This is a genomic window from Bradyrhizobium sp. 61, assembly GCF_023073075.1.
Classification (GTDB): domain Bacteria; phylum Pseudomonadota; class Alphaproteobacteria; order Rhizobiales; family Xanthobacteraceae; genus Bradyrhizobium; species Bradyrhizobium barranii.
The window spans coordinates 16,010-33,408 of sequence record NZ_JADPIU010000001.1; the positions used below are offsets into that span (position 1 = coordinate 16,010).

General features: G+C 65.1%; 15 protein-coding genes. 4 read left to right on the plus strand and 11 right to left on the minus strand.

The genetic code is table 11. The annotated features are described in order from the left end of the window. Window positions 1–11: 11 nt before the first annotated feature. The 3 genes from IVB46_RS00100 to IVB46_RS00110 form a co-directional block, all read right to left on the minus strand. Entirely contained in the window at window positions 12–572 is a 561-nt protein-coding gene (locus IVB46_RS00100) for a carboxymuconolactone decarboxylase family protein (protein WP_166060847.1), read from the minus strand. 109 nt (window positions 573–681) lie between these two features. Further along, the gene (locus IVB46_RS00105) at window positions 682–1,845 is read right to left on the minus strand and encodes a PLP-dependent cysteine synthase family protein (protein WP_247314698.1); all 1,164 of its coding nucleotides are present in this window, start codon (window positions 1,843–1,845) and stop codon (window positions 682–684) included. A 45-nt stretch (window positions 1,846–1,890) separates the two neighbouring features. Further along, window positions 1,891–2,355, minus strand: coding sequence for an Lrp/AsnC family transcriptional regulator (locus IVB46_RS00110; RefSeq protein ID WP_247314700.1), 465 nt, complete (start codon window positions 2,353–2,355; stop codon window positions 1,891–1,893). Between the two features lie 163 nt (window positions 2,356–2,518). Between IVB46_RS00110 and IVB46_RS00115 the strand changes: the two genes are divergently transcribed. After that, complete coding sequence (locus tag IVB46_RS00115) at window positions 2,519–3,532, plus strand: 1-aminocyclopropane-1-carboxylate deaminase (protein ID WP_028153143.1); 1,014 nt, start codon at window positions 2,519–2,521, stop codon at window positions 3,530–3,532. Between the two features lie 187 nt (window positions 3,533–3,719). Here the strand turns inward: IVB46_RS00115 and recQ are convergent, their stop codons facing one another. The 5 genes from recQ to IVB46_RS00140 all read right to left on the minus strand — a co-directional run bounded on the left by recQ (window position 3,720) and on the right by IVB46_RS00140 (window position 10,901). Then, a complete protein-coding gene (gene recQ, locus IVB46_RS00120; protein ID WP_247314703.1) occupies window positions 3,720–5,585 on the minus strand; it encodes a DNA helicase RecQ in 1,866 nt (621 codons plus the stop codon). A 302-nt stretch (window positions 5,586–5,887) separates the two neighbouring features. Further along, window positions 5,888–6,631 (minus strand): polysaccharide deacetylase family protein, encoded by a 744-nt coding sequence (locus tag IVB46_RS00125; protein WP_346016101.1) that lies wholly within the window; start codon window positions 6,629–6,631, stop codon window positions 5,888–5,890. Window positions 6,632–6,737: 106 nt separating this feature from the next. Next, window positions 6,738–7,739 carry a homoserine O-succinyltransferase gene (locus tag IVB46_RS00130; RefSeq protein ID WP_247341600.1) on the minus strand — a complete coding sequence of 334 codons (1,002 nt, stop codon included), beginning with the start codon at window positions 7,737–7,739 and terminating at the stop codon, window positions 6,738–6,740. Between the two features lie 12 nt (window positions 7,740–7,751). Then, window positions 7,752–9,053, minus strand: a complete 1,302-nt coding sequence (locus tag IVB46_RS00135; RefSeq protein ID WP_247314708.1) for an O-acetylhomoserine aminocarboxypropyltransferase/cysteine synthase family protein — start codon at window positions 9,051–9,053, stop codon at window positions 7,752–7,754. Between the two features lie 273 nt (window positions 9,054–9,326). After that, the gene (locus tag IVB46_RS00140) at window positions 9,327–10,901 is read right to left on the minus strand and encodes an amidase family protein (RefSeq protein ID WP_247314710.1); all 1,575 of its coding nucleotides are present in this window, start codon (window positions 10,899–10,901) and stop codon (window positions 9,327–9,329) included. Window positions 10,902–11,165: 264 nt separating this feature from the next. On the opposite strand from IVB46_RS00140, the gene IVB46_RS00145 reads away from it, so the two are divergent. Then, window positions 11,166–11,984: a uracil-DNA glycosylase family protein gene (locus IVB46_RS00145; RefSeq protein WP_247314712.1), complete on the plus strand. Its 819-nt coding sequence runs from the start codon at window positions 11,166–11,168 to the stop codon at window positions 11,982–11,984. After that, entirely contained in the window at window positions 11,981–13,591 is a 1,611-nt protein-coding gene (locus IVB46_RS00150; RefSeq protein WP_247341602.1) for an amidohydrolase family protein, read from the plus strand. Before IVB46_RS00145 ends, IVB46_RS00150 begins: the two co-directional genes overlap by 4 nt. 7 nt (window positions 13,592–13,598) lie before the next feature. On the opposite strand, the gene IVB46_RS00155 is transcribed toward IVB46_RS00150, so the two are convergent. Further along, a complete protein-coding gene (locus IVB46_RS00155) occupies window positions 13,599–14,633 on the minus strand; it encodes an aldo/keto reductase (protein WP_247314717.1) in 1,035 nt (344 codons plus the stop codon). 10 nt (window positions 14,634–14,643) lie between these two features. Then, the gene (locus IVB46_RS00160; RefSeq protein ID WP_247314719.1) at window positions 14,644–15,825 is read right to left on the minus strand and encodes an MFS transporter; all 1,182 of its coding nucleotides are present in this window, start codon (window positions 15,823–15,825) and stop codon (window positions 14,644–14,646) included. 98 nt (window positions 15,826–15,923) lie between these two features. Here IVB46_RS00160 and IVB46_RS00165 point away from each other — a divergent pair, with 98 nt between their 5' ends. Beyond that, entirely contained in the window at window positions 15,924–16,874 is a 951-nt protein-coding gene (locus IVB46_RS00165) for a LysR family transcriptional regulator (protein ID WP_247314721.1), read from the plus strand. Window positions 16,875–16,921: 47 nt separating this feature from the next. Here the strand turns inward: IVB46_RS00165 and IVB46_RS00170 are convergent, their stop codons facing one another. After that, complete coding sequence (locus IVB46_RS00170; protein WP_014490468.1) at window positions 16,922–17,356, minus strand: cupin domain-containing protein; 435 nt, start codon at window positions 17,354–17,356, stop codon at window positions 16,922–16,924. Window positions 17,357–17,399 lie beyond the last annotated feature (43 nt).

Here is a 17,399-nt window from a genome sequence, read left to right on the forward strand (position 1 = left end):
CGAAGCAGCGTCTACTCTGGCACCGGCACGTCAAACGTGTTGAGCGTGACCGAGACCATGCAGTAGACGCCGACGAGATAGGACAGCTCGGCCGCGCCGTGCTCGCCGAACTCCTTCACCGCGGCGCGCCAGGTCAATTCCGGCAGCACGCCACCACTGACCAATGCGGACGCCACGTCGTAGGCGACGGCCTCCTGCTTGGTGAGATCGACCGGCCGCTGCCCCGCGACGATGGTCGCGAGCTTCTCGTCGGAGAGGCCGCGCTGCTCGGCAACGAGCACATGAGCATAGAGCTCGTAGCCGGAGCGGAAATGCGAGCCGGTGACGAGGATCGCGACCTCGCGCACCGGCGCCGGCAGCAACGGGTTCGATGCGATCGCCTTGACCAGCTCCCACACCGGCTTGCCGAAGCGCGGCTCGCGGATCCAGGGATTCCACGGCCCCAGCAGCGCGCCGTCGTCGCGCATGTTCACGAAGCCCTTGAAGTGGTCCTTGATGCCGGCTCGCATGTCGTCATAGAGCGGCTTCTGTTCGGCGCTCAGGTCTTTCGGATCGAGAATGGGAAGGCGCACGGCATGATCTCCTCGTTGAGAAGAGGCGAAGCTCACCCGCGTGTGCGTGCAAGGCAAGTGAAGTTGCCGTGACGATCGTGCCATTTTGGAAGTGGCAGGGAAACGTCGGCTAGGATGCCTCGGGGCTTGGTATGATCTGCGGATTTGCGACGTCGTCGACGTCGAGCGTCAGTGGCTCGCCCGTCGTGAGGAACGACGACAGGGCCGCCTCGAACGGCGCAGGATCGAGGCCGCGCCCCTTCAGCCATTCGGGCTCGTAATAGGTCTGCCGGTAGCGCTCGCCGGAATCGCAGATCAGCGTCACCAGCGACCCTGATACGTTCGCCTGTCGCATCTCCGAGGCGAGGCGGCACAGTGCCAGGAAGTTGGTGCCGGTGGAGCCACCGACCGCGCGGCGCAGCCGGCGCGACAGCACGTTCATCGCCGCGATCGTTGCCGCATCCGGGATCTTCATCATGCGGTCGACCACGCCGGGGACGAAGGAGGGTTCGCAGCGCGGCCGGCCGACGCCCTCGATCAGCGATGGGCGTTCGCAAACGTGAGAGCGGTCCTGCGTGCGGAAGCAGTCGAAGAAGGCGGAATGCTCGACGTCGGCGACGCACAGCCGTGTCGGATACTGGCGATAGCGCAAGTACCGTCCGATGGTGGCCGAGGTGCCGCCGGTGCCCGCGCCCATCACGATCCAGTCGGGAATCGGACGCGGCTCACCCTGCAATTGCGTGAAGATCGATTCGGCGATGTTGTTGTTGCCGCGCCAGTCGGTAGCGCGCTCGGCAAAGGTGAACTGGTCCATGTAATGGCCGTTCAGTCGGGTGGCGAGCGCGGCGGCTTCCGCGTAGAGCGCGCGGCCGTCGTCGATCAGATGGCAGTTGCCGCCATAATGCTCGATCGCGGCGATCTTCTCCGCCGAGGTCGTGCGCGGCATCACGGCGTAGAAGGGCACGCCGATCATCTGCGCGAAATAGGCTTCCGACACCGCCGTCGATCCCGACGAGGCCTCGACCACAGGCGTGCCTTCGCGGATGTGGCCGTTGCAGAGCGCGTAGAGGAACAGCGAGCGCGCAAGGCGGTGCTTCAGGCTGCCGGTCGGATGCGTGGACTCATCCTTCAGATAGATGTCGATGCCTGATAGCGCCGGCACGATCAGCCGGATCAGATGCGTGTCGGCCGTGCGGCACTGGTCGGCCTCGATCGCGGCGACGGCCTCGTCCACCCAACCGCGCCGATAGGCCGGCCCGGCCGGATTGAGTTGGCGGAAGGGAAATGTCTGCATCGCCTGAACCTCCCATGATGCGGATCGCGCATCAATAGCAGCTGCTCAAAACTCCAGCGGTGCGTTGTCGACGACCTCCTTCATCACGAAGAAGGTGCGGGTCTGGCGTACGCCGGGCAGCGCGATCAGCTGCTCGCCGTGGATGCGGTTGAAGTCCTCCATGTCGCCGACGCGGATCTTGAGGAAGTAGTCGAAGTCGCCGGCGACGAGGTGGCAGTCGAGCACGGATTTCAGCCTGGTGATCGCCTGCTCGAAGGTGGCAAAACTCTCCGGGGTCGAGCGGTCGAGCACGACGCCGACCATCACCAGCGTGCCCTTCGCCACCTTCTTCGGCGCGACCATGGCGCGGACCGCGGCGATGAAGCCGTCCTCGAACAGGCGCTGGGTGCGGCGATGGCAGGTGGCGGGGCTGATGGCGACGGTTTCGGCCAGCTCGGCGTTGCTCAGCCTGCCGTTATTTTGCAGCAATCTCAACATCTTGAGGTCGGTGCGATCGAGTCGGGCAGCCATGGAAGAAGCTTTCGCTATTTGCCTTAAATTCGGAAGAAAGTAGATCTATTAGACGCTACGGCGCAAGCTTTGTGGAAGTTGCTGCGCAATATTTGAAAGCACATTTGTCCACGGCAGTGCTAGGCGCTAGAGCCAATTCAACGCCAATCGGGATGACCCAATGATGCTGGACAAATTCGCGCGCTATCCGCTGACCTTCGGCCCGACGCCCATCGAGAAGCTGGAGCGGCTGTCGAAGCATCTCGGCGGCAATGTCGAGATCTATGCCAAGCGCGAGGACTGCAATTCCGGGCTCGCCTATGGCGGCAACAAGCTGCGCAAGCTCGAATACATCATCCCCGACGCGATCGCCTCGAACGCGGACACGCTGGTTTCGATCGGCGGCGTGCAGTCCAACCACACCCGCATGATCGCCGCCGTCGCGGCCAAGATCGGCATGAAGTGCCGCCTGGTGCAGGAAGCCTGGGTCCCGCACGAGGACGCCGTCTACGACCGCGTCGGCAACATCATGCTGTCGCGCATCATGGGCGCCGACGTGCGCCTGGTGGACGACGGCTTCGACATCGGCATCCGCAAGAGCTGGGAGCAGGCGATCGAGGAGGTGAAGGCGGCGGGCGGCAAGCCTTATGCGATTCCCGCCGGTGCCTCCGTGCACAAATTCGGCGGCCTCGGCTATGTCGGCTTCGCCGAGGAAGTGCGCAAGCAGGAAGCCGAGCTCGGCTTCAAGTTCGACTACATCGTGGTCTGCACCGTCACCGGCTCGACCCATGCCGGCATGCTGGTCGGCTTCGCCGCCGACGGCCGCGCGCGAAAGGTGATCGGCATCGATGCGTCCTTCACGCCGGCGCAAACGAAGGCGCAGGTGCTCTCGATCGCGCAGAACACCGCCAAGCTCGTCGAGCTCGGCAAGGACATCGTCGAAGACGACGTCGTGCTGATCGAGGACTACGCCTATCCCGCCTATGGCGTGCCGTCGGAAGAGACCAAGGAAGCGATCCGCCTCACCGCACGGTTAGAGGCGATGATCACCGACCCTGTCTATGAGGGCAAATCGATGCAAGGCCTGATCGACCTGACCCAAAAGGGCCATTTCGAGAAGGGCGCAAAGATTCTCTACGCCCATCTCGGCGGCGCGCCGGCGCTCAACGGCTACGGTTACGCATTCCGGAACGGCTGAAGCTGCGCCGTACCTCGCGCCTCCACTCGCTGTCGTCCCGGGCAAGCGGAAGCGCAGACCCGGGACCCATAACCCCAGGGAGATGTTTGGCGAAGAACGTCTCCTCACGTGCCCCAAGATAAATCACGCGGTATGGATCCGGATCTGCGCACCGCTTCGCTGCGCTTGTCCGGGATGACGAGAAGCTCTACCGCGTCTTGACGATCTGGAGCAGCTCGTCGCCGTAATGCTCGAGCTTCTTGTCGCCGATGCCGGGCACGTTGCGGAGCTCGTCCAGCGTCGTCGGCCAGGCCCGGACGATGCCGTCGATGGTGGCATCGTGCAGCACGACATAGGCCGGCACGCCGCGTTCGCGCGCGATGTCCGAACGCCAGGACCTCAGCCGCGCCCGCAATTCGGGATCGACATCACCCTGCGGCGCGTTGGCCGCAGGCGCGAGGTCACCACGGCGCGATTTTGTCCGGCTCGCGCGAACGCGCGTACCCGGCGCCTCCTCGCGCAGCCACACCTCGGTCTCGCCACGTAGCACGCCGCGCGCGCTCTCCGTCAGCTTCAGCGCGCCGAACGCCTCGCTGTCGCTGTACAAATGCCCCATCGCCACCAGCTGCCGCAGCACCGTGCGCCACTGCTTCTCGTTCAGCTCGCGCCCGATGCCGAACACGGACAACTTGTCGTGGCCGAACTGGGTCACCTTTTCGGTGAGGCGGCCAATCAGGACGTCGATCAGCTGCATTGCACCGAAACGCTGCCCGGTGCGATAGGCGCAGGACAGCAGCTTCTGCGCCAGCACCTTGCCGTCGCGCATCTTGGGCGGCGTCAGGCAGTTGTCGCAATTACCGCAGGTCTCGCCGTCCACGGCCTCGCCGAAATAGCCGAGCAACCGCTTGCGCCGGCACTGCGCGGTCTCGGCGAGGCCGACCAGTGCGTCGAGCTTGCCGATCGACACCCGCTTGAAATCGTCAGAACCGCTGGACTCGTCGATCATGCGGCGCTGCTGCACGATGTCGGAGAGACCATAGGCCATCCAGGCCGCCGACGGCTTGCCGTCGCGCCCCGCCCGCCCCGTCTCCTGATAATAGGCCTCGATGCTCTTCGGCAGATCGAGATGGGCGACGAAGCGGACGTCGGGCTTGTCGATGCCCATGCCGAAGGCGATGGTCGCGACGATGACGATGCCGTCCTCGTTGAGGAACCGGTCCTGGTTGCGCGAGCGTATGCCGCTGTCGAGCCCGGCGTGATAGGGCAGCGCCGCAATGCCGGCGTCGTCGAGCGCGGCGGCAACCTCCTCGACGCGATTGCGCGACAGGCAATAGACCACGCCGGCGTCGCCCGCGTGCCGCTCCCGGATGAATTCTTTCAATTGCGACACGGCGTTGCGCTTGTCGACGATCTCGTAGCGGATATTCGGGCGGTCGAAGCTGGAGACGAATTGCGGGCTGTCGGCGAGCCGGAGGCGCTCGACGATCTCCTTGCGGGTCAGCTCGTCGGCGGTCGCGGTCAGCGCGATGCGTGGAACGTTCGGAAAACGTTCGGCGATGATGGAGAGGCCGACATATTCGGGGCGGAAGTCATGACCCCATTGCGAGACGCAATGCGCCTCGTCGATCGCGAACAGCGCGACCTTCGCCCGCGCCAGCAGCGACAGGCAGCGCGGCGTCACAAGGCGTTCCGGCGCGACATAGAGCAGGTCGAGATCGCCCGCGATCAGGCGGCGCTCGATGTCGGAAGCTTCCTGCAGCGTCAGCGACGAGTTCAGCGCCGCGGCATTAACACCGGCCTCGAGCAGGCCGGCGACCTGGTCGCGCATCAGCGCGATCAGCGGCGACACCACGATACCGCAGCCTTCGCGCAGCAGTGACGGCAATTGATAGCACAGCGACTTGCCGCCGCCGGTCGGCATCAAGACCAGGCAATTGCCGCCATCCGTGACGTGCCGGATGATCTCGCCCTGCGCGCCGCGGAACCCCGGCAAGCCGAACACCGAATGCAGCACCGACAGCGCGTCGCGGCCGTTGGCCGGCGCAGGCAGCGGGGCGGTGGAAGGTGCGGACATGGGTGCGTCGGTGCAAGGCCGTAGGATTCGTCACAAGGCCAGTCGCATGACCGCGCGGGCATGGCAAGACTGTTTGGATGGCAGGCAGGACTCTTCCCCTCTCCCCTTGCGGGAGAGGGTGGATCGCCGCGTAGCGGCGAGACGGGTGAGGGGTATCTATCCACGGATTCGGTAAAGCTTGCTCTGTGGAGACATACCCCTCATCCGGCGCCATAGCCGAAGCTTTGCTTCGGCGTTCCTAGGAACGGCGGCCGAAGGCCGCCTATGCCACCTTCTCCCGCAAGGGGAGAAGGAAGAAGAAGCTACGCCCCGATCCGTCGCAGCGCTTCCGCCACCGTCACGATCGGCATGTCGCGCTTCCCGGCCGCCTCCAGCGCATGGCGCATCAGGTGCGGCGTGCAGCCGTAGGGGCTTGGCGCGTCGGCGACGTCGTGGCCGTAGAAGATCAGCCATCCGCCGCTCGCGACCGCCTCGTCGAAATAGCGATCGACGCCAGCAATATCGATCTCGCGATCGACCAGAGGCGAGGCGCGCAGGAACTGGAGGTCGATGACGTCGCGATTGACGCCGGGGAGGATGCCGCGCGCCGAGCGAAAGGCCTTTGCAAGCTGCGGCTTGCGCCAGACCGAGGCGATTCCATAGGGGTAGGCGAAGTTCTCCAGCACGATCGAGGAATCGATGGCGTGGAAATGGCTGCGGTTACGCTCGATCTCGCGCGCCATGGCGGCCTCGTCGAGCTCGGCCGAGCTCTGGTGCGAAAAGGTATGGCAGCCGATCTCGTGACCGGCCCGGTGAAGCCGCACGATCGCGTCGTTCGACAGACCGTGCCAATGATCCGACGGACGATTGATCAGGCTGCCGGCGAGGTAAAACGTGCCGCGGCCACCGTGCTTCTCCAGAAGCGCGGCGCCCTCGCCCGCGGCGCTATCGGGCGCGTCGTCAAACGTGAAGCTCACCATCGGCGCATGCGCAGGCAGCCGGTGCGGCGCGGCACGGAAATGCCGGGCCAGCCGATTGCTCACGCGTCCCTGGAGTGCCGACCACACCGACTGGGTTTCCTGCGATTCCCTATTTCTCTACTGAAACATTCGTGCGCTGGTAGAGGCAAGCCTAACGCCCGGGTAATCCTAACGCGGAACCAACGCCCTTCGTCTAGCGTGCCAGGACCGAAATATCGGCTTCCGCACCGAGATATTGCAGCCAGTTGCGGAAAAGCGCCGCCGCGGCGCTGCCGGCGGCGATATCGGCGCGCAGATACAGCGCAGGCAGTTCGTTGGTGAGCGCGGGGTGGCGTTGTTGGGTCGCCTTCTTCTCGAAGCGGGCGAGCTTCTCTTCGGTCGCTGCGTCAAAATAACTCACGGGCAGGTGCGGATAAGCCTCGCGCTCGCGCGCGAGATAGCGGCCGATGTCGCGCAGATATTCGCGCTGGAGCGAGAGCGCATCGTATTCCGGGTGGCCCTGGAAGAAGACGAAGCGGCTGGCATATTGCCTGACGAAGATATCGACGCCGGCCTCTGCAGAACGCGTCAGCACCTGGTAACCGGCCTGCGTGAGATCGCTCTCGGCGATCTCGTTCAGGCGGGAATGCGAGACCTTGAGGGGCGCGGGCGCAGCGCGCGTCAGCGGATCGTTCGTCGCAGCTTCGCAGTCGAAAATGCCGTGACATTTGGCCGGGAGCCGCCGCCGCGCGATGCTGTCGAGATGCAGCACCGCCGCATGCGCGGCGAGGCACGACCAGATCGTCGAGCGCGTGTTGACCTTGGCCCAGTCGATCAGGTCGGTGAGGTCGCGCCAATACGGCTCCTGGTCGAGCTCGGGCGCGACCGGCTCGGCGCCGGTCACGATCAGCCCGTCGAACTTGTGTTGCCTGAGCTCGCTGAGTTCCGAATATTCGCTTTCGACATGCCACTTCGCCTCGGGCGACCGCTTCACCGAGGGCAGCGAGAAACAATGGAAACGGATGCGGCGCGGACCTGCAGCCGCCTGGAGCAGCCGCATGAACTGCCGCTCGGTCGCCTTCAGCGCCGGATCCGGCATGTTGTTGATCAGACCGATCGTGAGATCGGCGAGACCGTGGTCGCGCGCGAGATCGCCCTCGGCCGGTACCAGCGCCGGGCTCGATATACCTTGATCCCTGTCGATCAAGATCGTCATCGGCGCCGTCGCCTACTCCGCGGCCTGGAGGCGTGCCGACGGGCAGGCCTTCTCGAGCGCCTGGTCGATGTCCTCGATAATATCTGCGGAATGCTCGATGCCGATCGAGAGGCGGATCGTCTCCGGCAGCACGCCGGCGACGCGCTGCTGCTCCGCCGACATCTGCCGGTGGGTGGTCGAGGCCGGATGGCATGCCAGCGACTTGGCATCGCCGATATTGACCAGGCGCGTGATCAGCTTCAGCGCATCGTAGAAGGTCTTGCCGGCCTCCATGCCGCCCTTGATGCCGAAGGTGAACAGCGAGGAAGCATTACCGTCGAGGTATTTCTGAACGAGCGGATAGTACGGGCTGTCCGGAAAGCCGGTGTAGTTGACCCAGGCAACGCGCGAGTCCTTGCGCAGGAATTCGGCGACCTTGCGGGCGTTCTCGACATGGCGCTCCATACGCAGCGCGACGGTCTCGATGCCCTGGAGCAGCAGGAAGGCGTTGAAGGGCGACAGCACCGAGCCCATGGTGCGCTGATAGATACTCCGCGCGCGCTCGATATAGGCGGTCTTGCCGAAGCGCTCGGCATAGACGAGGCCGTGATAGGAGGCGTCCGGCTTGTTGTAGCCGGGGAAGCGGTCGGCGTGCTTGGCCCAGGGGAAATTTCCGGAATCGACGATCGCACCACCGAGCGTGGTGCCGTGGCCGCCCAGAAACTTGGTGAGCGAATGCACGGCGATGTCGGCGCCGTAATCGAACGGCTTGAGCAGGATCGGGGTCGCGACGGTGTTGTCCACGATCAGCGGCACGTCGTGCGCATGCGCGATCTTGGCGAGAGCTTCGATGTCGCAGACATTGCCGGCGGGATTGCCGATGGTTTCGGCGAACACGGCGCGTGTGTTCTCGTCGATCAGTTTTGCGATCGCATCCGGCTTGTCGCTGTCGGCGAAACGGCCGGTGATGCCCTGCCGCGGCAGGATGTGCGAGAGCAGCGTGTGCGTGGTGCCGTAGAGCTGCGGCACGGAAACGATGTTGCCGCCGTGATCGGCGACGTTGACGAAGGCGAAATGCAGCGCAGCCTGGCCGGTCGCGACCGCGAGCGCGCCGACGCCGCCTTCGAGCTGCGCGATACGCTTCTCCAGCACCGCGCTGGTCGGATTGGCGATGCGGCTGTAGCGAAAACCTTCGGCCTCGAGATTGAAGAGCGCGGCGCCGTGATCGGCGCTGTCGAAGGCATAGGCCGCGGTCTGGTAGATCGGCACGGCAACCGCGTGCGTGGTGGCTTCGGGCTCGTAGCCGGCGTGAATAGCGATCGTCTCGTTGCGCATCGTGCCACCTCCGCGTGGAGCGGGCCGCACTTATTGGCCTGTATGAGGCATGTGCGTTGTCCGCCGTTCCTCTGTTAGAGGCGGGTGGTAAAGCGGGCAATAATTCGCCTAGAGATCGAGGAAGTAACCCTAACGATTGTTGGTGAATTGGCTAAAACTTGAATCGAATTGGATTAATGAATTCGTACACCTTAACGCGCGGGAGAGACCCGTCGCGCCGCTGCGCGGCGAGCCACCCTCTCCCACAAGAAGGGGAGAGGGTGAGAGTACTCCCTACTCCATCGTCTCCCAGAGCCGGTGGGCGAGCACACCGGCACGCTTCTCGATCGCGGCCGCCGCATCGAGCGCGAGGTCCTCGCGATAGCGTCCCGCAATGAGCTGCACGCCGATCGGCTTGCCGTCATGCAGGGTCACCGGCACCACCGCGCCGGGCAGGCCCAGCACGTTGATGGCGGAGATGAAGCGGATCTCGCCCCAGAAGATTTCCTTCACGCGATCGGCACTGACGGTGTCGTCGCGCGGACCCGGCGTCGGCTTCACCGTGGTCGGCGCCAGCACGACCGGATACTCCTCGAAGAACAATTGCCAGGCACGGATATGGCCGTTGCGTGCGGCCGTCGCCTGCATCCAGGCCTTGAGATCAAGCACATTGGCCTTGGTCTTCATGCCGCCCCAGGCCTTGTGGAAGTCCTCGGACGTCACCTTCAGCATGCCGGCCTCCTGCATCACCACGGTCTCGTTGGTGATGATGTCGCACCAGGTCTGCCAGACGCCGTCGATGTCGGGGACATCGACCTCGGTCACGCGGTAGCCGGAACGCTCCAGGTGATCGGCGGCCTGCCGCAGCGCCGCGCGGACGGACGGATCGACGTCCATGTCCTCCGGGATCCTGGCCAGTGCGACCTTGATCGGTCCCTTCGGCTTCGGCCCGGCCAGCGGCGCCGGCACCCACCAGGGATCGCGCGGATCGCGCTGGCTCATCACATCGAGCGCGAGGCGGACGTCGCCGACGTGACGGGCGAGCGGGCCCTGCGCCGACATCAGATGCGCCAGCATCGGCCGCTCCGCCGTTGCGCTTCCGTTGAAGGCGGGGATCCGACCCTGCGTCGGCTTGATGGTGGCGACGCCGTTGCAATGCGCCGGCCAGCGCAGCGAGCCGCCGATGTCGTTGCCATGGGCGATGGTGCCGATGCCGGCGGCCACTGCCGAGCCCGCTCCGCCCGAGGAACCGCCGCAGGTGATGTTCGGGTCCCAGGGGTTCAGCGTCAGCCCGTGCAGCGGATTGTCGGTGAAGCCGCGGAAGGAGAATTCCGGCGTGTTGGTGAGGCCGATGACGATCGCGCCGGCTTTCTTGAGATTGCGCACCACGGGCGAATCCGACGGCGCGATAAGATCCTTGTTGGCGGGCACGCCGTTGAAATTCGGCCGGCCTTCGTAGTCGACATTCTCCTTGATCGTGATGGGCACGCCGTGCAGCAGGCCGAGCGCGCCGCCCCTGCCGCGCTGCTTGTCGGCCGTATGCGCAGCCTTCAGCGCTTCCTCGCTGAGATCGACGACAACCGCGTTCAGCCGCGGATTGACGGCGCGCATCCGTTCGAGATGCGCTTCGACGGTCTCGACCGCGGAGATCGCGCCGTTGCGGATCGCGGCTGCGGTGTCGACCGCGGACCATTGCCAGACCGGACCTTTCGGACGGCGTGCCGTGGCCGACTTACGCGGTGCCGGCTTCTTGACCGTCTTCTTGACCGCCTTCGCAACGGCCACCTTGCGGGCGGTGCTCGCCTTGACCGAGGTCTTCGTTACTTTCCTTGCAACACTTTTCTTCTTCGTCGCCGTCTTCTTCGCCACGCCGCATCTCCAAAAAATTGCGCGGCGGAGGTTATGGAGATCACGCGAGCGTGTACAGGCGCGTTTCTGCATGGCGCGTCGCCGCGACGCTCTGCCACGGGCCGGCGCGAGAGACGCGCATGAACCTTTGGCCCCGCTCTCCTGACCCATATACTGGTTGAATGATGGAACAAACCACCGCCAAGATTGTGCCATCAGGATTGTGCCATGGCGATTAGGTTTTTGACGTAGCTATTCTGACAGTGACGCATCGGAGCATTTGCCATGCTCGTGGAATTCGACAGCGGATACGACCAGCAACCATTTCGTGATCTGTGCGCCGACTATCCGGGCGCTGAAACCTACGATCCCGACGATTTCCGGATTGAATGGGGGCCGATCTTTCACCGCGGCCGGCTCGACGGATCGGCGCGTGTGCTCGTCGTCGGTCAGGATCCCGCCCAGCACGAGACGATCGTGCGCAGAATTCTAGTCGGCACCGCGGGGCGCCGCACTCAGGGCTTTCTCGCCAAGCTCGGCATCACGCGGAGCTACGTGATGGTGAACACCTTCCTGTACAGCGTCTACGGGCAGAGCGGCGGCAACAAGCACAAGAACGAGCCGGGCATCGTCGAGTATCGCAACAAATGGTTCAAGGCCGTGCTTGCGTCGGGCAATATCGAAGCCGTTGTCTCGCTTGGCGGCCTCGCCGACGAGGCGTGGAAGGCCTGGCTCAAGACGCCCGATGGCGCGGCCTACAAGACCCTCGCGTATCAGCACATCACCCACCCGACCTGGCCGGAAAGCTCGGCCCACGATAACGCGACGCGGGCCGCGAACACCAAGATCATGCTGACCAAGTGGAATGCCGCGCTCGCGGCTCTCGCACCTGAGGTCCAGCATCCCGACGTGCCGACGACGCTCGTGCTGTATGGCGACGCCTTCAAGCCGAGTGAGCTCTTCGACATCATCGCAAAGGATCTTCCCGCCGGACTGCCGGCGTGGATGCGCGGAGACACGCCATGGGCCGTGCGCCAGGGCGCCGACGCGGCCACCAAGCGGCGCACGATCACGATCACCATCCCCGACGGAGTGATCCCATGAGCCCGGCTGCCAACCCGAAACGATGGGCCCTGAGCGGGCGGATCGTGACGATGACCACTGAGAGCGACGTCATCAAGAGCGGGACGATCTTCATCGAGGACAATCGCATCGCGGCGATCGTACCCAAGGGACAGCCGGCCCCGGCAGGCTTCGAGGCCGTCGTTGCAGTGGCGACCGGCGGCACCATCTATCCTGGCCTGATCGAGCTGCATAATCACCTGAGCTACAACATCCTGCCGCTCTGGCGCGTGCCGCAGTCCTATGGCAATCGCGACCAATGGCAGAATGCCAAATCGTACAAGACGTCGGTCACCGGCCCCATGAGCGCGATCGCGCTGGCCGACGACGGCTCGCTGCTGCCGGCCCTGGTCCGCTATGTCGAAGCCAAGTGCATGGTCGCAGGGACCACGACGAGCCAGGGGATCACGCTGTCGAACTGGAGCGGCACGATCCACAAATATTACAAGGGCGCGTTGCGCGCCGCCGAGATCGGCAGCCCTCCCGATCTGCCGAAGGCACACTCTAAGATTCCCGACATAGATGCCGAGGACTGGGCGAAGTTCGACAACGAGTTGAAATCGTCATCGTGCTTCCTGCTGCATCTCAGCGAAGGCATCGACACCAAGGCGCATAGCCACTTCCTCGCCTTGCGCAATTCCGAGGGAGATTGGGCGATCGAGCCGTCACTCGCCGGCATTCATTGCACGGCACTCGATGCGACCGACTTCGGAACGATGGCCGAAAACCATGCCAAGGTCGTCTGGTCGCCCCTGAGCAATCTCCTGCTCTACGGAAAGACGACCAATGTCGTTGCCGCGCGCACGGCCGGCCTCACCATTGCGCTCGGTTCTGACTGGTCGCCGTCCGGCAGCAAGAACCTGCTCGGCGAGCTGAAGGCGGCCAAGGTCGTGTCCGCGCATTTCAATCTCGGCTTCAGCGACTACGACATCGTCTCGATGGCGACGCGCAATCCGGCCGCGATCCTCAAGTGGGATACGAAGCTGGGATCGATTGCCAATGGCAAGTTCGCCGACCTTCTGCTCGTGAAAGGAGTCACCGGCGATCCCTACGCTCATCTGATCAAATCGCGTGAGCAGGACATCGTTCTGGTCACCATCGGCGGACGAGCCCGTTATGGGACGAAGACGGTCATGCAGAAGGCGGGCGGAATCGGCGAGGCGCTCAAGATCGGCAGCAGCGCGCGGGTGATCGACTTCACCTCGCCCGACCAGGATCCCGGGATCGAGAGGATCACGCTGGCGGAGGCGACGAGCCGCCTCCGTGCCGCGCTCGGCAATCTCGGCACCTTGCAACCGCACAGCCTCGCCATGAGTGATGCGATCGCCCGCGGAGCGGTGTCACGCACCGGATGGCGCCTCGCGCTCGACGAGCAGTTCGGCAACAATGTCCAGCTCCGCCCGCGGCTGGAGTATAATGGCGTCAGGACCGGTCCGGATTTGGCGGCGGTCGCGGCAGCGGCCGAGCCGCTGCAGCCGATCAAGCTGGATGGCCTCACGGTATCAGGCGATCCCGCGTTTCTGGACACGCTGAAGAGCGAGCCGAATCTTCCAGCGGGAATCGCGACGGCGATCGCGGCTTTTTACTAGTCGTTCGTCACACCAGCGGCGGATTGAGGCGCGTAAAGCCCTCCTGGATGCGATAGGGGTAGTAGGGATAAGGCGGCATCACGGCGCTGACCTCGTCGAGACGCGCGATCTGCGCAGCGCTCAGCGACCAGCCAACCGCGCCGAGATTGTCGCGCAACTGCGCTTCGTCGCGGGCGCCGATGATCACCGAGGATACGGTGGGACGCGACAGCAGCCAGGCAATCGCGATTTGCGGCACGGTGCGGCCGGTCTCCGCGGCGATCGTATCAAGCACGTCGACGATGGCATAGAGCCGCTCTTCGTCCACGGGCGGACCGAACTGCGCGGTGGCGCGCAGACGGCTGTTCGCGGGAAGCGGCTTTCCGCGCCCGATCTTGCCGGTGAGCCGGCCCCAGCCGAGCGGGCTCCAGACCAGCGCGCCGACGCCCTGGTCGCGTGCGAGCGGCATCAGTTCCCATTCATAGTCGCGGCCGAGCAGCGAGTAATAAACCTGATGCGCGACATGGCGCGGCCAGCCGTGCCGGTCGGCGATGGAGAGCGACTTCATCAGCTGCCAGCCGGCGAAATTGGAGACACCGACATAGCGCAGCTTGCCGGCACGTACGAGCGTATCGAGCGTGGACAGGACCTCCTCGATCGGCGTGAACGCATCGAAGGCGTGAAGCTGGAGCAGATCGAGGTAATCGGTACCGAGCCGGCGCAGCGCAGCTTCGACCGAGGCGACCAGACGATACCGCGAAGAGCCGGCATCGAGCGGACCGTCGCCCATCGGCAGGCTCATCTTGGTGGAGATCAGCACCTTGTCGCGGCGTCCCCTGATCGCGGCGCCGAGGATTTCCTCTGATGCGCCATTCGAACAGACATCGGCGCTGTCGAACAGATTGACGCCGGCCTCGAGACAGATGTCGACCAGCCTGCGCGCTTCTTCGGCGCCGCTGCGGCCCCAGGCCGAGAATAGCGGGCCCTGGCCGCCAAACGTGCCGGTGCCGAAGCTGAGAACGGGTACCCTGAGGCCGGAGGCGCCGAGATTGCGATATTCCATGATCATTCTCCTATTCCGCCGGGCACGCCGCGACTGCGGGCTGCGTTCGATCGAGCTGAAGGCTCCATAGCGCGAGCACGAGACCGACGGCCGTGATGCCGGCCGCGACCAGCGGCAGCGCGGAGAGACCGAGCCCGCGATCGATGGTGACGCCGCCCGCCCAGGCGCCGAGCGCGTTGCCGAGATTGAAGGCGGCGATGTTGAGGCTGGAGGCGAGCGTGCGGCCGCTGGGGCCGGCGGCTTCCAGCACGCGAAGCTGGAGTGGCGCGACAGTCGCAAAGGCCGCGATGCCGAGCAGTAGGATCAGCGCGATGGCTGCGATCTTGACCGACAGCACTGCAGCAAGGCCAAGCAGCACGATGGCGAGCGCAGCGAGCGTGCCGATCAGGGCACGCGCAAGGCCGCGATCGGCGAGCTTGCCGCCGGCGACATTGCCGATCGCAAGACCTGCACCGAACACCAGCAGGATCGGCGACACCGCGGCTTCCGAGAAACCGGTGAAGCGCGTCAGGATCGGCTGGATATAGGTGAAGACGACGAACAGGCCGGCAAAGCCGAACACGGTCATGGCGAGGCCGAGCAGCACCTGCGGACGGCCGAGCACCGCGACCTCCTCGGAGAGCGAGATCCGCTTGTCGCCATTGCCGACATGGCCGGGCACAAGCGCCGCCACCACCACAAAGGCGATCACGCCGATCACCGTCACCGCCCAGAAGGCCGCGCGCCAGCCGAGCATCAGGCCGAACCAGGCGCCGAAGGGCACGCCCAGGAGTGTCGCGACCGTCAGGCCGATGAACATGGTCGCAATCGCCGACGCGCGCTTGTCCTCGGCGACGAGGCTGGTGGCGACCACCGAGCCGACGCCGAAGAAGGTGCCGTGGGCGAGCGAGGTCAGCACCCGCGCCGCCATCAGCCATTCGTAGTTCGGCGCCAGCGCGCAAGCGGCATTGCCGAGCGTGAAGATCGCCATCAGGGCGAGAAGGACGGTTTTCCGCGGCATCCGCCGCGTCGCCAGCGTCAGCACAGGCGCGCCGACGAAGACGCCGAGCGCATAGCCGGAGATCAGCAGCCCCGCGACCGGCACGGAGACATGCATGTCCGCGGCGACCTGGAGCAGCAGGCCCATGATGATGAACTCGGTGGTGCCGATGCCGAAGGCACCGGCGGTGAGGGCGAGGACGGCGGGAGGCATGCGTGGCTCCAATGCGAGGGACGAGCCACGCAGATAGCCGCAGCGCCGCAAAACCATTAGGATGTCCGCAATCCAATCATTTATGACGTGAATTCAACATGGCCCGTTTCGACACCAACCGCTCCGCCGAGATGGAGGTTTTCGTCCGCGTCATCGATCTCGGCGGGTTCACCCAGGCCGCGCGAAAACTGCGCCTGACGCCGTCGGGCGTCAGCAAGCTGATCTCGCGGCTGGAGACGCGCCTCGGCTCGCGGCTGATCAACCGCACCACGCGCAAGCTGACGCTGACGGAGGAAGGCCAGGCCTTCTACCAGCGCGCCGTGCGCATCCTCGGAGAGATGGAAGAGGCCGAGCGCGAGGCGGCTTCAGGCGCGGCGCCGCGCGGCCGCCTCACGGTCAACTGCAACATTCCCTTCGGCATGTTGCATATGATGCCCCTGATCCCGCGCTTCCTCGAACGGCATCCCGAGATCACGCTCGATCTTGTGCTCACCGATACGCTGATCGATCTGATGCAGGAGCGCGCCGACGTCGCCATCCGCGTCGGGCCCCTGAAAGCCTCACGCCTGGTCGCGCGAAAGCTCGGCACCAGCCGCATGGTCGTCGTCGGCACCCCGAACTATCTGGCGCGCTTCGGCACGCCGAAGACGCCGGCAGATCTCACCGAGCACCGCGGCATCGGCTGGACCTTTCCGCGCATCCGCGGCGGCTGGCCATTCCGGCGCGGCGACCGCACCGAGGAAGCCATGCCGCCACCGGCCGCGCGCGCCAGCGACGGCGAAATCGCCCGCCGCCTCGCCCTCGGCGGCGTCGGCCTCGCCCGCCTCGCCCTCTTCCACATCGGCCCCGACATCGAATCGGGCCGCCTCGTCCCGGTGCTGCAAAGCTACAATCCCAGCGACCGCGAAGACATCCACGCCGTCTATGTCGGCCACACCGCGCCCCTGCCCGCGCGCGTGCGCGCGTTCATCGATTTTCTCGCCGAGCATGTGCGGGTGAGCGACCCCGCGCTGAAGCGCGCGGGGGACGGGAGGTGGAGGGTGGCCTAGGGACGTCGAAATCGCGGCGATACGCGCGTTCGGTGCTGCCCATCGTGTCATGGGAGCGGACCAACTATCCGTTGGCCGTTGCGCGCTGCGATCGTCGGCAGCATGTCCATGTGCTGCTCGCGCGGCTCGGGGATCCTGTGCAGATCGCGGAAGAATTCCTCGTGACGACGCGGCGTGGAGACGAGGATGTGTCTCGCGTCGGCCGGCCCCTCATTGGTGAAGCCGTGAACAACTCCTCTCGGCACGAGAATCCGCGAACCGGGTCCAGCGACCTCGGTCTGGTCTCCCACGAGGTATTTCACCTGGCCCTCCAGGAGGACAAACAGCTTGTCCTCCTCCTCGGAGATGTGGGCGGGTGCGCCGAAGCCCGGCTTGATGGTCATGTCCAGCACCGTGAACGGGCTCTCCTGCGGATTGATAATTTTCGTCGTGAGACCGGCAAATTCGGTCGTTTCGAACTTCGTCGTGATGACGCTCTGCATTGGCCAAGGCTCCATTGACTTCGGAGCTCGATAGATTGCATGC